Here is a 15731-nt window from a genome sequence, read left to right as displayed (position 1 = left end):
CTTTTGAGGATATAATTAATATATTAATGTTTTAAACCAAAAATAACCATGGGAAAGGCAGCATAAAATCATAAAGCCCTGCCAGAAAAACGAAAAAAAAGAATACAAAACCCGATAAAAATACCGTTTACAAACTCCGGACTCCTGATATTTTCATTACACGGGAAGATGAAATAAAATGCCTTGCGAAAGAGACCTTGAAAACAAAAAGAAAGCTCTTGCAGATTACCTCAGGGTTTCACCCGACAAAATCACCGAGTCAAAAGGCACTTTATACTCATTCAAAGCATTTTACCACGGCCCGAACCGTGCCTACCTCGTTCTTACCGAGATAGAGGCAAACGTTGCTGCAAGACGTGCCATAAAATCAAGGATGTGGCTGATATCGCTTGAAGCCATATTCTCATATTTTGATATTGATTCATACCCGACAGATGCCCTCAACAGCATATCACATGAAGATATAAAGAAAATAAATTCCGAAATTTCAAAACTCATCGACAAGACATGCGGGACCGAGATTCTCGCGGAAAAAATGCTACAGCTGGGAAACCGCGCAAATATCCTTGCAGACTTTGATCAAAGAGAAAGAGCCTGCGGCGGCTATCTGATATACAGACTATTTTAAAACAAAATTGACTGATATCCAAATGATATAAGGGGCTGAAAGTCCAAAATAAGTATTAAATGCAAAAGGACATTCTTTTTATATGCTCTTAAGCAGAACTGAATAATATCTAAAAATTTCTTGATTTAATTTCTGTCAAAAGCAGAAGGGGTGTATGGTGGTACAAATGAACGCAGATCTGATTACAAAAATTCTTAAAAAGGCCATTGAAGGAGATTATTCCGTAAGGGTGGATGCCAAAAATACTGACGGTGAGCTCAAAGAGCTTGCAGAGGCGGTAAACACGGCAATAGAAGATATAATTGACCTGAAAAGGAAATGCGGCAATTTCCAGATGATGATTGATCAGAATCCTTTCCCGATGATTCAGGTTGACAAAAACTACATGACTATTGACATGAACAGGGCTTATGAAGACCTTATCGGGGAGAGCAGGGAAAATATTCTTGCAATGGGAAAATCAGACTACAAAGTCAAAATGCTTGAGGGAGACAGAACAAGCAAACTTTTTGAAGACAAAAAAAGAGTTTCCTGCATCCTCAGATTCATATTCAAAGACGGAAGGGAAGTCATAGCCGAACAGCATGGAATTCCCCTGAAGGACGAGAACGGAAACATCGATACCGGACTTTTTGTATTCAAGGATATAACCAGGCAAAAGCATGAGGAAAAGGAGGTCAGGGAGCAGATTACAAAGATTAAGACCCTTCAGGAAAGGTCCGAAGCTATTGTCCAGGAAAACCCGATGCCTATAATCCTCTGTGATAAAAAATTCAATATAAGGGTTGTAAACCAGGCCTATTCAAATCTTTCCGGATTAAGCCGCGACAGGCTCCTTTCAATGACCCTCAGGGACTTTGAGACACTTGAAACGACCGGGGAAGGATTAAAATCCGTATTTGAAAATAAAGCAAGAAGCAGCGGGGTTGTAAAGGTAAAGTTTTCGACCGGAGTCTACACGCTTGAGCAGTACGGAATTCCTATAATAAATGCAAACGGAGAAATTGAAAATCTCATCGTAGTATACAACAATATAACCGAGATAAGAAAAAAACAGGACGAAGTCCGGGTACTTATGGAGGAAGCCCACAAAAAGGCAGATATCCTTGAAAAAAGCACAGAGGATGTCGGGAAGGCCATGAACGCCATCCGCGACGGAGACTTTACACATATCTTAAGCATAAAAGAAGAAGACCCGCTGAAAACCCTGAAGGAAGATTACAACAACTCGGTGACGGAATTCAGGTCGATATTCGGAGGTGCACTCAAAGGGATGGACAACATCCAGAACAATATGCATGACGCCGCAAACGGAACGGGTGAGATAGCAAAGGCGTCCGAACAGGTCGCACTTGGAAGCCAGAAATCGGCTGAACTCTCCAGAACCCTCCAGAAAAGAATAGAAGATATAACGCGCTCAATATCCGACCTGTCAGCGTCAAACGAAGAAATTGCAAGCACAGCACAGGAAGTGCTGGAACAAACTCAAAATCTTGCCGGAATGGGGAAGGGTGCTGAAAATCTCGGGCGTGAGGCCACGGAAAAGATGACAGCCGTCTCGGACATCACAAACGAAAGTGTCTTCGAGATGGAGAACCTGAACAAACAGCTTTTAGAGATCAACAGCGTACTGAAGCTTATAAATGATATTACAAACCAGATAAATATGCTTGCACTTAATGCCGCTATTGAAGCTGCCCGGGCAGGCGAACACGGACGTGGTTTTGCCGTCGTCGCAGGGGAGGTTAAAAACCTTGCAACAGACACCAAAAATGCAACCGCCCAGATTGACAGTGTAATCAACGGAATCCAGAAGAACAGCGAAAAAACTGCTGCATCAATAAAATCCGCAAATACACAGGTTTTATCGGGAGTTGACAGTGTCAACGCCGCAATAGAATCCCTTAACAATATTGTGGCAGGTGCCGATCAGGTCTCAATAGATATGGGAGAAATAGCCCGTGCAATTGAGGACCAGGCAAACATTACGAACAACATTGTCAGTGATTCAGAAAAAAGCAATGAAATAACAACAAAAACGCAGAACGAAATTGAGGAACTGGCTGCTTTATCTGAAGAGACAAGTGCATCTGTTGAAGAAATAAACAGTGCAATACATGAAGTGACTTCGCTCTCAGAGGACCTGAGAAAATCACTTAGTCATCTTAAAGTATAAGGTTTAAAGGTTTGATACAAATGGCAGTAATTGATGTCGTCGAATTTGAAATATGCAACGAGCGCTACGCCCTTGATATATCCCTTACAAGAGAGATTGTCGAGATGGTTCCAATAACACCTGTCCCCAGAGCACCTGAGCATATTGCCGGAATTATTAACCTGAGAGGAGAGATTACAAACATCATAAATCTCAACAAAATTCTCGGGCTTCCCGAAAAGGCGCAGAGAGAAGACCAGAAGATAATAGTTCTTGTACCTGAAGCGGCCGAAGGGTCAAACACGGGAATCATTGTTGATGACGTCCACGCTGTCCTCCAGATATCAGAAGAGGAAATAGAGGACATGAAAGGCCCGCTCTCAAGCGAAGCCTACGTCAAGGGCATCATAAAGATAGGTGACAAGGAAGCCTCTGAAAGCGGTGACAAAAAAAGGCTTATCGTATGGCTTGATGTAGGAAAAGTCCTGTCTGACATCCTTGCACTGACAAAAGCCTGAGAACAGGGCATAATTATTTTTGGATATCTTTATTTTTTTAAAATAATTTTTTGCATTTTGGAAGGCTAAACGCTTCAAACCTCTCTTCTGCTCATTAAGAACCCTGCAAAGGCCTTTTTAATATTTCTGGAGTGTTTGCCCATCATTCCACCGACAAATGATGTTATAACAACCATAACTGCAACGGTTCCGGATATAAGGGGCGAGCCGTAGTAACCTGCAATTGCAAGCGAAAATTCACCCCTACCTGTAGTCTCGGACCATATTTCAATACCTGAAAGGGCACTCCTGTGGATTTTTTTTCCAATAATTACTCCGGATACAAGCTTACTTAAGACAGCCAGGACAGATATGCCGATAACAGGCAGGATATCCACTCCGGAACTTAAATCTACCGATATTCCAAAGAACACAAAGAAGAGAATCAGGAATACGTCCCTGAAAGGCATCGCATGCCTCTCCAAAGCCTCCCCGTTTGTTATGGAAAGAGCCGAGCCAAGGGCAATCGCCGTAAGGGTTTCGGGTATACCGAGAAAGTCAGAAATTCCTGCAACGGTTATTACGAGCGTGAATGTAAATAAAAGGGGGATTTCATCGTCTCTTTCCAGAATAGCCGAGATCTGGCTTTTTAACAGTTTTACGATGATGAAAAACGCTGCTATTACTGCAAAAGCAGTACCGAGTGTCTCGACAGGATTTTTGCCTGATGCCGAGAACAAAACGATTATTATCAGCAGGACAACGTCTTCAAAGACCATCAGCCATAGTATCGTCTCGGATTCGGGATTTGCAAGCTTTCTGTTCTCAATGAGTGACGCAACCGCTATTGCCGAACTGCTTATGTAAAACGCACATGCAATTACAACGGCGTCTGATATGGGAAATCCAAGAAGAACGGACCCGAAAAAACCTATCAGTATGTTGACACCAAAGTCTATGACTCCTACTGCAAAAAAAGAGTCCTTCTTCTTCATAAATTCCGAGGGCTTTATTTCAAGCCCCATCGTAAACAGAAGGAATATCAGCCCGAGGCTTGTCAGAAAATCCGAGATACCACTTGTTTCAACAATCCCGAGACCGGTCGTCCCTAGGATTATACCTGCAAGTATGTACATCGGAATCGGAGGAAAATTAAACCTCTTTGATATAAGGGCAAAAAACAGGCAGACTAAAAGTGCAAGGGCTATGCCTTCCATCATGGTTTGATATATTCCTCTTCAAATTTTTCAAGCTGGGTTGAGTCACCGATTACAAGAACAGAGTCCCCGACGTCAAGACAGAAGTCAGAAGGCGGGTTGACTATGCTCTCTCCTTTGCGGTTTACCGCAACTATCGTAACACCTGTTTTTGAACGGACTTTAAGATCAAAAAGCGATTTTTTTGCAGTCTTTGCGCCGAGAATATAAGTATGGACTTTTATTGAAAGGTCGGAAAATGATGAGAATATAACGCTTATCTCCTCTTCGTCAGCCTCAAAAACGGCACCTGTAAGAACGTTTCCGACCCTTCTCGCCTCGGAGGTGTTAAGCTCGGCCGAAGCTGAGTCCACGCCGTCACGCGAGGCGATATACATCTGGACGCCTCCTTTTTCCATGTAAACCACAGAAAGCCTGTCACCGCTTTCTGTATCCATCTCGTATTTTGTTCCTATCCCCGGAAGGTCACGTGGCGAAAATCCCATTTAAAACACATTTGGCTGTATCCTGATATGTAACTTATGGTCAAAAGAATGAACCCGGCAGAATAAGGAGTTCTGCAAAAATGTTTAACAAATAATAAGGTTCAGAGATATTATCAGGCAACAGAAGTTCAAAGTTCCCTGAACAGATTTAAAGCAACCGGAATAAAAGCCATTGAAATGCTTTCCCGGAAAAATCTGCATAAATGCGGGCGAAAAACAAAATGAACGATAAAATACTCAAGGCGGCCGATATCGCAGTCATATGCGGTGTTCCGGAAAAAGAGGTCAAAAAAATTTCAAAAGACTTTTCGGCGCTTGTTCCTTCAAGGGAATTAGGAAGGGTGAAGCTTTACGAAGAGAAGGCTGCAGGAATAATCAAAGAGATTTCAGACCTTTCCAAAACAGGGTTTTCAAGAGAAGACATCCTAAAATCGCTCGGGTCAAAGCCCTCTTCAAAAAGCACAAAGGAGAAGGTCTCGGGAAAAATACGGAAAAACCCTTCCCTGAAGAAAACCGGCGAAACCACTGCGCAAAAAAACATGTCCGGAAAAGATGAAAAACAACCGGCAGGCAGGAAAAGTCCGGCTTCCCTAACCGGAAATAAGAAGGAGAAGAGTGAGTCCGACATTTACGGGGCTCTCGACTATAAAATATCAAAGCTTTCAGGCAAAATTGAAAAAATAGAGAATGAAATTGCAGAAAACCATAAGAAGACCGAAAAGGATATTGAAGATTTAAGGTGTACAATATCGCAGCTTTCAGAAAAACTTTCTGTAACTTCAGAGTGGACGGACTACTTTGAAAAGACGCTTGACGAATACAGGCAGTCACAGGATGCCCTAAGAAAAGACCTGTCAGAATGGACAGAATATACACAGACCGAACTTGAATACTTAAGACTTCCTGTATGGAAAAGAAAGAACAAAAGGACGGAAAAATGACTGAAAACAATAAACCCTTAAAGCGTGAGTGGAAATCTCATACTATGCGCCTGCTTGACAGTGACGCCTTTAAGGACGCACTTTTTGCAACAGGGGTGGCTGTTGTACTGAAAAAGCACAAAACGGTTCTTTTTGCCGCATCGGCGATTCTCATGGGAGCATCTGGAATAAGGAAGATAAGAAGCAGATAATCGTCATGCCACAGCGACGACTGAGGCAAATTTCCAATTTTGCCATCATTTTTTGATTTTAAGATGCAGATTACTTTGAAATATCCTGAAGCTATGGAATTTTATTAATACCAGTTGAATATATATTTTAACTATACCCTAATACGGAGGAGAAAAATGAAGAAAATTACAGCAGCCGGCATAGCGGCTGCATCCATTCTTCTTGCATGCATTGCATTTGCAGGATGCACGGGCGGGGCATGCTCCAGCATGTTCACCGAAAATGACAACGGGGCCGTAAAGGACGTAAACCAGGGGTGCACAATTTACATTGAGCTTCCTGAAAATCCGTCTACAGGCTATTCGTGGGAGATGAATACAGGCGGTCTTACACTTGTAAACGACACCTACATCCCGGATTCTGTCAGTGAAAACATGGTCGGCACAGGCGGAATCCACAAATGGGAGCTGAGTACAGGCGAAAAGGGCGACTATAGTATAGAAGGAATATACAAGCGCCCGTGGGAGAACACGACAGCCGGCGACGAGACCTGGAATATGACAGTCAATGTCGTATGATGGTCAAAAGAAACTGACAGAAAAAATATCTCTTTATATTTTACTTTCCATTATTCCTTTTTTTGTAGATTCACGTTTGTTTCTTTACTTTCCGCATGGTGTCGTGCTTCTCCCTGTCGCATTTTTTTGTAAGGGCATAAACGATATTATCCTGAGAACGGATTTCCCCGCAGTTTTCTATTTCATGCTCCTAGCATGAACATGTAAATCTGCAGTCGCCGGCGTGTGCAAAGACATCTCCTTCGCCGGTTTTTCTGAGAACGCATTCACCTGATTCTATGTAAAGGTGGTGCTCCTCTTTAGGAGTTGCATACGTGCAAAACCGCCTGCCTCAAACTCCATAACCCACAGCAAATTTCTGAGGTATCACATTAAAAAGGTTAAATCTGACGGTCGGTTCAAAAATGAAAAACTGCCATTTATTCCAGGGTTAAATGTACAGAAATTTAAAAAAACAGATCACACTTCCAGATTAAATAAGCCTGATTTCACCTTTATTTTTGGGGAATGTTTCTGTACACCGGCAAATCCTAATAAATACAGAGCACAGATATATGAAAGATTTTTCAGGACGGTAAGTTTCTGCCGGCCCGGTAAATTCTTTCACGTTTGTTTATGCAGCTAAAACTATCCGATAAAAACTACTTCAAAGTGGCCCTTCCGCTTTTTGCGGCATGCATAGCAATACCCATGTTCTCAGAATCCATGCTGGTGGCGGCTCTCCCCGAAATCGAGCACGAGTTCTGCACATCATCGGGAATATTCGGGTCCTGGGTCCTTCCCGTGGTCCTCCTTGTCGGAGCCGCGTTATGCCCCTTCTTCGGGACTCTCGGTGATGCATACGGGCGCAAAAAAATCCTGTACATATGCATCGTCATATACGCTTTGGGGATAGTCCTTGCCGGTTTTTCATGGGACATATGGTCGCTCCTCTTTTTCAGGGCAGTGCAGGGGATGGGAATTGCGGCAATACCCGTAGCCTTTGCGATAGTCTCCGAACAGTTTCCGTCAGAAAAAATCCCGCTTGGAATCGGAGTCCTTTCAGCCTCATACGGTGCAGGAACGATGACGGGAATTTTTTTGGGCTCGTACATCATCAACTACTTCGGGTGGCGCTGGACTTACTACGCACTGGTTCCTGTTGTGATAATCCATGTCTCACTCTTCGCTCTTATAATAAGAAAATCAAAGACAAGAGCGTACAGAAAGACAGACTGGAAGGGAGCGTGCCTTCTGCTTTCGGCAATGCTTTTTTTTATGCTCACAATAACCGAAGGTTACGGGCACGGGACCTTATCCACGCAGGCCTTCTTATACGGCATCCTCACAATAATCTGCACAATAGCGTTTTTCAGGACAGAAAAAAGAGCGAAGATGCCTGCGATAGATGTAAGCCTTATAAAAAAGCCGCTTGTTATTATACTTTCAGCAACTGCTTTTCTTGTAAACTGCATGACGTTTCTGTACATCCAGAGCCTTCCCTACATCGTCCAGTCGCCTTCAGGACTCTTTCTCGAAGAGAGGTTCGTAGGCCTCATAATGGTCCCCGGGTCGGTTACAGACATGATAACAAGCCCTCTTTCAGGATTTCTGATGCAGAAATACGGGTTCAAAAAACCTGTCGTTGCAGGGTCACTATGTCTTATTGCAGCTCCCGCAGTATTCTTCATCATGCCCCTCTCGGTCTACTCGCTCTCTCTTATGTGGGTCTTTTTCAGTGCCGGAATGGCCGCCGTATCAACAGCATACCTCCTGATGACGATAAAATCAGTCCCCCCGGGAAGGACAGCAGGTGCAACTGGTTTTCTTCACAGCAGTATAAACATAGGCGGGATGACAGGACCCATATTTGCAGGAATAATACTTGCGGCATTCAGCAGGGAGTTTATTATAGGAAACGAAGTCTGGACATACCCTGACCCAACGGCTTTCTCACTGATATTCATCTGCGGCGCCGTAATGGCCGTTATGATAGCCGTCCTCTCCCTGAAATCCCTTTCAATGGAAAAATCCTTAAAAATCACGAAAAAACAGCATAGAAATATATGAGATACACTGCCGACTGCAACAGCGTCAGCGGCACTCCTGCCTTTGCAAACCTGAAAAAGCCAACCTTTCCACCTGTTTTCCCGGCATTCTGGACAATTATGATATTGCTTGCAGCCCCAAATATCAAAAGATTGCCCGCAAGAGTGCTACCGGCGGCAAGTGCGGCGTATGAGAGAGAAGAACCCGCAGACGCCGCTGCAGCCGGCATAAAAAGAGCTACGAACGGGACGTTCGAGATTAACTGGCTCAATATCAGTCCTGCCGAAAATATAATGAAAGGTGACGAAAAAAGGCTTCCCGCATCTATGAACTCCTGAAAAAAACCGCTGTCCCATACGCTCTGCATAAGGACAAACATAGACGCAAAGAACACAAGTGTCCCCCAGTCGACTCCCTTTAAAACGTCAGTACGCCTCTTTGAAAGAATGATTACAGGAAGGGCTCCCGCTATCGCGATGAGAGTCAGCGGAACAGTCACATAGGGCAGAAAAATCCCGGCCGTTATCTTCAGGAGAATCATCACTAAAAAAATTGCAAGAGAAAATACGGCAATACGCGAGAGTCTTTTGTCGCATGCACCACAGGTGCCTGCACTTACGGGACTTTCGGGCTCCCTGCCCAAAGGTGCAGGCAAAAACGGGTAAAAGAACCTTAAAACAGGGTATATCAGAAGAAGAGAGATTACAGTCGGCACAAGAAGATAAATGCCAAACACGTAAAACGGGTCAACCATCCCCGAATCCGATGCTATAAGAAGGTTCTGCGGGTTTCCTACAGGGCTTGCAACGCTTCCGGTTGTAACCGAAAATGCAAGTGCAAGAAGAATCGTCTCCCGGGGTATGTTCATACGCCTCGAAAGAGATGCGGCAAAAAAAGTGCCTATTACGGCAACAGTGTCGTTCATCAGGACAGAGGAGAGGGCAGCCGCTCCGAATATAAAAGCCGTGAAAAATGCCGCAGGCGACCTGAATCTGTTCAGGCAGAAATCAATGGCAGGGTTGAGGGCGCCGCTTAAAGAAAGTGCCGAACCCACTACGAATGCGCCTGACAAAAAGATTATGACGTCGTAGTTTATCGCATGCAGGGCCGACTCAACGCTTATCTGTCCAAGGAGAAGAACAGCCAGCGCTCCTCCAAGCATTACCTGCCAGATTTTAAGTCCTGCCCCGGGCACATTTCCGGCGGATATCAGGACAAGGACTACCAGAAGAACGATTACTGCAATCTGCGTTGCCTTTAATGTTTATGCAGGCTCTTTTAAAGGCTTCACCTGTACAATAAAATGGCCGGCACAGACACCGTATTTTTCGTGCACGGGACGAAAACAGCAAAAACAGGTTTTTGGAGAAATATTTAACTGTTTTAAAATAAATCTTCTCAGTATGCTAGCAACACGGAACAGTGCATCCATATTAATATCAATAGCACTTATCCTCACTTTTCTGCTCATATGTGCTCCGGCATCAGCAGTAATCGTTGAGGTAAATAACGGAAGCCTGCTGGATTCGCAGGATGAAGGAGTATCGGTCCAGTACACAATTGAAATCAGCGGTATTCCGAAACAGGCGAGAATACTTGAGATGAGTACAGACCTCATTTCAGTTTCTGACACAAACCTCTGGGTTATTGACACGGGAAAAATCAACGTTTCAGGCGGGGACGCGTCATTAAACGACCAGGAGATAAAACTGACAAGCGACGACGGTGAATTCTTAGGCGCAGTAACGGTAACCGTCACCGGGAGGGCCCCCGTCCTGACGTCATCCGAAGTCGTCGACGGCGTTGTGGTGACAAAAAGAAACACGCAGACAACCGGGTATTCGTATTACAACGTAAAAGCGCTTGACGAAAACGGGGATATCCTGGGGACAGCCGCGACTGAGACATTTTCGGTGACAATCCCCGGAGAAAAGGAGTTTGACAGCCGCTTAAACGACGTGTCCGATACCAAGCTAAGGTCAATTATAAGCGACTTCTATTCGAAAGGGCTGACAGAAGAGGCCGGTGAACTCCTTGACTACGCGGAAGCCTCGGAAAGCGAAAACATGCCCTTTACAACGGCGCTTATTATAGGAGTAGTCCTCTTCGTGGTAGGACTTGCGGCAGGAATTATATTCGGGCAAATTCGTGCAAGGAACATGATGGATTTTCAGGATGAATACAAGGGGGACTGATATAAAATGGCAACAGACGACGTAATAGAAGGAAAACCTTTCCAGATGCCGGACGAACTGACAGTCGTCGCAATCGGGGGGTGCGGAAAAAAACTGATCTCAAACCTTTATGATCACGAGTGGTTCCTGAAGCACTACCTCTCGGACGGAAAGCGTCTTTCGATGTATACCCTCGACACCGATTCAAACCAGAGAAAGGGGGATATCAGGCGTGCGGAGGAGGTTGAGGAAAGAGCAGGCGAACTTCAGAGGGAGAGCAGCCAGATGGGCGGAAGCGTAAAGGCTTACCATTACCACCTCCCGGACCTTGCAAACGTAGAAAGAGTGTCATCCCTTACATCGGTCGAGGTCTGCGAACAGATCAAAAAAAGGCGTGAAAGACCTCTTGTAAACGTGTGGTGGATGAACGACCCAGAATACGGGTTCGACTACCAGATGCTCAAAAAAGTCGACAAGAACATCGTCGACGATTTCGGCGGCGGCGTCCACAGAAGGCGTGCTATATCAAAAGCGGTATTTTTCAAGGCGATTACGCAGGGAGGAGAGCATTTCCCGTCCTTTCAGGGACACGGGCCGGTGGCGATAATAGTCGGCCTCGGCGGAGGGACAGGCTCAGGGATGTTCATCGACCTTGCCCGCTACATTAAGGAAAAACGTGGACAGGAGTCAAAAATATGGCTTTTCGCGGTTCTTCCGGCCGCAAGCGAGGGAGAAAAGGAGCAGCTCAACGCCGCAATCGCACTCTCGGAGATAGAGTACCTCAACATGAAGGAAGACAAGCTCTTCAACTACATTATAGTATCTTCCCTAAGCCCCACAGGTTACGTGGACGGTGGAGACAGAAAACAGGAAGTCGTCGAGTTCGATTCGGCGTTTCCGTATATGTTCATAAATTCGTTCTATCTCCCTACAGCAGACATATCGGCAATAGTCGACGCCAAAAAGGACTACTCGGGATTCATATTCGCCGATTCGCACGTTATAGAATACCCGGTTGAAAACCTGAGGTCCCTTAAGAAAGGGTTCGAGGACGTCATAGAATACTTCTCCGGGATTGAGCAGACAAGGGGCAGGATTCTAAAGGACGTCTCGGAGTTCATATCAGCCAACGAGAGCATATACCCTGACATTTTCTCAAAAACCGACACCGAGATTACGCACAGCGACGTAAGCCTGTATAAAAAGGAGATTGAAAAAGTCAAAAGGGTCTGGGAGAACGAGATAACCGACCTCTTAAACTTCAAGACCCGGTCGATTATCGAATCGGCAGTCTCCAACAACATGCCTGAGAGCTTAAGGGACATATCAGAGATTAAAGAATACGGAAAACTCACAGAATACGTCTCAAGGCTCAAAAGGTCGCTTGAAAACGAGAGCAGACCGCATGAAAACGCAAAGGACCAGGAACTCTATGAACTCATAAAAAAGAACCTCCTGCTCCTCGAGACAATGTCCGCACTCCAGACAAAGGCGCTTACAATCGGCGATAAATCCGCAAGGACTGCCATAATAAACATCATCCGCGGAGAGGAGAACTTCGGCAAAATCTCAGGTGAACTCTCGGCAAAGCAGTCCGAGCTCAAAACCGAGATAAACGAGACCGGCCTGCGTATAAAAAGCAAACGCGAAGAGCTTGACAAACTTACAAAGGAGAGCGGCTCCGCGATGGACGTCATAAGAAAGGAGGTCAGCGCCCTTGCAAAGCCGATAGACGACTATATGGCTCTCGGAAGCGGAGGAGTAGGCCAGCCGGGCCAGGAACCGATAGAAGACCTCGAAAAAGAGTTCCTCGACATGTTCGAAGAGCTCATATACAGGATAAAAGAGAGGTTTAGGCAGCCCGACAAAGGAAAGGACAGGGCCAGACCTATTAAAAGGGAGGCATGGATGTCCACTCTTCCGCTCTCCGGAATATATGCGGATATCGAAAGGCTTGAAGACGCGACCGCATCAGACCTTTCATACTTAAAAGACCTTGCAGAGTCGGTCTCCCTCTACTACTACAACGAGTACATGCTCAGGGTATCCAAAAAACAGGGGCTAAAGGACAGCCTTCTCGGAAAAAAACTCAACCCGGCTATGTTCCGCAACGAAAAAGCGACAAAGGAGGAGAGAATCAGAAAAATTTCCCAGATGCACCCCGGAAAAATATCCATTGCAGACCCCTTCGAGGTTTTCATACAGGACAAGTTCCTGACACGTGAATTCAATTTCAGGCTTGGGTCATTAAGGGAAGCCACAATAGGGCCCCTAGTATCGGGATTCAACCTTGAATCAGAGGAGAAGACGGCTTTGATGAGGTCTTTTTCAGGAAGTGACACCGCGGAAATCCTGACTAACATCAGGGAAACCCTGACTGATATAATCAACCGGCGTGAAGGGTTCCAGTACAGGATGCAGAACCTGAACTCAGAGATAGACGGGCTTATCCAGTCCCAGAAATCGATGCACCAGCAGGAGGAGTTCCTCCTGAAGACCGACAACCTCATCAGCTCAACGTTTGACACAAGAAAAAAGTTCAATTCCTTCACGGAGTCCTACGAGTCGGGCTTAAGGGGGCTTGATGAAAAGAGGATGAGCGGAAACTCAACGATTGAAGGCATGTACAGGACATGGTTCGGGGAGATAAACCCGGCAATACTCTCGCTTTTAAACGAGGACTCCGACCTTTCCGTACTTGACTACGATGACGAGGGGAAAGCGGAGATTGAAAAACTCTACAACATCGTCCAGTGGAAATATAAGGAGCTTATCGACTCGCACAAGCTCGGGATAAACAACATGTCGGTCGGCTACGGGGATGCGGGAACGGAAAGATGGAGCTTTGACAAGGCGGCCCTTGTCGCATCATCGCCTTCCAAATGGCTTTCGCAGTTAATAGACAACAAAGGAAGCGATTTCAGGCGTTACCTGGTGAAACTGCTCGACCTGAAAAGTTTCGACAGTGCAAAAATCAACTCCCACAACTACACAAAGCCCTGGGAAATCTCGCTTACTTTCTTTGCGGCGGCAAGCTTTTTGGACAATATTTCACCGCTTACGACAGGAGGCGGCTACTGGGAGAAGTATGAAAAGTCAAAAGACAACATACTCCACCATGCACTCGCCCTCCAGGACGGAAAATACGTAATACGCAGAAAGACGCTTCTTCTTACGGAAGCGGCCGAAATAGCCGATCTCGAGGCCGGTGGGAAGGAGCAGGAAAAAGAGGCAAAGAAGAGGATAATGGACCTTTACACAGTAAAAGACATCAGAGAGGCTGCCCGTGAATGATAATAAACAATAAAAGAAGAAAAATATATCTTCTTTTGGCGCTTCCGCTGAGCATTTTTGTAGCATATATATTTACGACGATTGCCCCCCTGTTCAAGCAGCACACTGCTCCGGCAGCGCTTACAATATTCGTAGAACTTTTGTGCGGCCTTTTTTTTGCAGTCGCAATAGGGATGATCTTCAACGAGGACTCTAGAATAAACGGCGTTATATATGCAGGAATATTCGCGGCAATCCCGGTATTTTACGTCATGCTTTCCCCGTGGGCCAATATCACGCTCCTGGTTGCATCGTTCTCCGCGGGCGTCTTAACAGGGCTTGTGTTCGTCGCAAAATCAGTCCTTACAAACCGCTACGACAACCTTGCAAAGATGGCGAAAGTGCTGTTTACGGCATTTTTTGCCGTGATTATCGGTTTTCTGGCATACGAGATATACGCATCTTCGGCCGACACCGAAGCTGCCGTATCATCGGCCTACGCTGCACAAAACATCTTTTTCTACGGTGCCGGAATAGTGATATCCCTGATACTCTACGTCCTTGCACTTAAGCTCACAGTCGGTGTGAGGGCGTCCGAGATATTCATATTCGGCCCGAGATCGTCGGGAAAGACGTATTTCGTGCTTGGCCTGTGGGGGTACATATCCGAGCACTTCGACAAAGGCCACTCAAACGAGGGTGTCGTCCTGACAGGCGACCCTAACGACGAGGGTGACGAACTGCGCATATCAAACCTTTACGCAAGCATACTTGACGGGAAAATCCTTTCAAGGACATACCGCTACCAGATGGTGATGTACCAGCTCACAGGCAAAAAATACGGCATTATCCCCGTTAAATGGACTGTCGTCGACTATGCAGGCGAATACTACGACGAGCTAAACGAGATAAACTTCAGAAAGGCGGTCTCACTTCTAAGCGAAAAGCTTGACATGACGCCGGCAGAAGTCAGAAAACACGCAGGGACTATAAAATTCGTGAAATACATCAAGCTCCACCACTCAGAAAAGCTTCTTGACCCCGAATTTACCAAAAGCGTCATAATATCCACGATGTACGGCAACTTCCTGAAGGCGGGAAAGGTGATATTCCTGATAGACGGCGAGAAGATTACGGACAACAGAAAGGGCCACTCCCAGCTTGCAAGGGAGTTCGGCGGTTACATGAAGACCCTTATAGACCTTGAGGAGAGGAAGTTCTTCGGATTCTTCAGCCCGAACAAAAAATATGCCCTTGCCGTGACAAAGACTGACCTTCTCTTCTGGAAGAACAGGGAGATAAGAGAACTTGCAAAGTCCATGAACGCCGAAAAACTATCTGACATCCCCGAGAGGTCAAGGAAAGCCGAAGCTATAGAAAAGGGTCTTTTCGACATTTTAAGCTCGAATATGGTCTTCAAAAATCTCGTGAACATAATGAACGACATCTCTATGTACTTCGTTGCGGTATCTGTAGACGCAACGGCAGAGCCTTTCCCGGAGGAGGAGGGAATGGAGGACGAAATTTCACCGTCAACGCTTGCACCGTGGAGGTTCACCGAAATATTCAGGTTCGGTTTATAGG

13 protein-coding genes are annotated in these 15731 nt (G+C 45.6%); 10 read left to right on the top strand and 3 right to left on the bottom strand.

Annotation, left to right across the window (positions count from 1 at the left end):
- Nucleotides 1-178: 178 nt before the first annotated feature.
- The 3 genes from J2128_RS06765 to J2128_RS06755 all read left to right on the top strand — a co-directional run bounded on the left by J2128_RS06765 (nt 179) and on the right by J2128_RS06755 (nt 3301).
- Nucleotides 179-628 (top strand): hypothetical protein, encoded by a 450-nt coding sequence (locus J2128_RS06765; RefSeq protein WP_209690390.1) that lies wholly within the window; start codon nt 179-181, stop codon nt 626-628.
- Nucleotides 629-794: 166 nt separating this feature from the next.
- Nucleotides 795-2804, top strand: coding sequence for a PAS domain-containing methyl-accepting chemotaxis protein (locus tag J2128_RS06760; protein ID WP_209690389.1), 2010 nt, complete (start codon nt 795-797; stop codon nt 2802-2804).
- A 20-nt stretch (nt 2805-2824) separates the two neighbouring features.
- On the top strand, nt 2825-3301 hold the full coding sequence (locus J2128_RS06755) for a chemotaxis protein CheW (RefSeq protein WP_209690388.1): 477 nt from the start codon (nt 2825-2827) through the stop codon (nt 3299-3301).
- Nucleotides 3302-3375: 74 nt separating this feature from the next.
- On the opposite strand, the gene J2128_RS06750 is transcribed toward J2128_RS06755, so the two are convergent.
- Nucleotides 3376-4500, bottom strand: a complete 1125-nt coding sequence (locus J2128_RS06750) for a cation:proton antiporter (RefSeq protein ID WP_209690387.1) — start codon at nt 4498-4500, stop codon at nt 3376-3378.
- A complete protein-coding gene (locus J2128_RS06745) occupies nt 4497-4982 on the bottom strand; it encodes a cation:proton antiporter regulatory subunit (protein WP_209690386.1) in 486 nt (161 codons plus the stop codon). The genes J2128_RS06750 and J2128_RS06745 overlap by 4 nt, the downstream gene beginning before the upstream one ends.
- 221 nt (nt 4983-5203) lie before the next feature.
- Here J2128_RS06745 and J2128_RS06740 point away from each other — a divergent pair, with 221 nt between their 5' ends.
- The 4 genes from J2128_RS06740 to J2128_RS06725 all read left to right on the top strand — a co-directional run bounded on the left by J2128_RS06740 (nt 5204) and on the right by J2128_RS06725 (nt 8721).
- Complete coding sequence (locus J2128_RS06740) at nt 5204-5923, top strand: hypothetical protein (RefSeq protein WP_209690385.1); 720 nt, start codon at nt 5204-5206, stop codon at nt 5921-5923.
- Nucleotides 5920-6114, top strand: coding sequence for a hypothetical protein (locus J2128_RS06735; protein WP_209690384.1), 195 nt, complete (start codon nt 5920-5922; stop codon nt 6112-6114). Before J2128_RS06740 ends, J2128_RS06735 begins: the two co-directional genes overlap by 4 nt.
- A 156-nt stretch (nt 6115-6270) precedes the next feature.
- Nucleotides 6271-6672, top strand: coding sequence for a protease inhibitor I42 family protein (locus J2128_RS06730; RefSeq protein WP_209690383.1), 402 nt, complete (start codon nt 6271-6273; stop codon nt 6670-6672).
- A gap of 615 nt (nt 6673-7287) precedes the next feature.
- The gene (locus tag J2128_RS06725; RefSeq protein ID WP_209690382.1) at nt 7288-8721 is read left to right on the top strand and encodes an MFS transporter; all 1434 of its coding nucleotides are present in this window, start codon (nt 7288-7290) and stop codon (nt 8719-8721) included.
- Here the strand turns inward: J2128_RS06725 and J2128_RS06720 are convergent.
- On the bottom strand, nt 8693-9895 hold the full coding sequence (locus J2128_RS06720; protein WP_348632369.1) for an SLC13 family permease: 1203 nt from the start codon (nt 9893-9895) through the stop codon (nt 8693-8695). The two genes, J2128_RS06725 and J2128_RS06720, sit on opposite strands and share 29 nt — an antisense overlap.
- 208 nt (nt 9896-10103) lie before the next feature.
- Here J2128_RS06720 and J2128_RS06715 point away from each other — a divergent pair, with 208 nt between their 5' ends.
- Genes J2128_RS06715 through J2128_RS06705 form a run of 3 tightly spaced genes read left to right on the top strand, consistent with a single transcriptional unit; the run spans nt 10104 to nt 15730 of the window.
- Nucleotides 10104-10895, top strand: a complete 792-nt coding sequence (locus J2128_RS06715) for a hypothetical protein (protein WP_209690381.1) — start codon at nt 10104-10106, stop codon at nt 10893-10895.
- Between the two features lie 6 nt (nt 10896-10901).
- Complete coding sequence (locus tag J2128_RS06710) at nt 10902-14168, top strand: tubulin-like doman-containing protein (protein ID WP_209690380.1); 3267 nt, start codon at nt 10902-10904, stop codon at nt 14166-14168.
- Nucleotides 14165-15730, top strand: a complete 1566-nt coding sequence (locus tag J2128_RS06705) for a US12 family protein (protein ID WP_209690379.1) — start codon at nt 14165-14167, stop codon at nt 15728-15730. Before J2128_RS06710 ends, J2128_RS06705 begins: the two co-directional genes overlap by 4 nt.
- Nucleotide 15731 lies beyond the last annotated feature (1 nt).

It is taken from the genome of Methanomicrobium sp. W14, from assembly GCF_017875315.1.
Lineage (GTDB): Archaea > Halobacteriota > Methanomicrobia > Methanomicrobiales > Methanomicrobiaceae > Methanomicrobium.
This window is presented reverse-complemented; position numbering and strand designations above follow the sequence as displayed.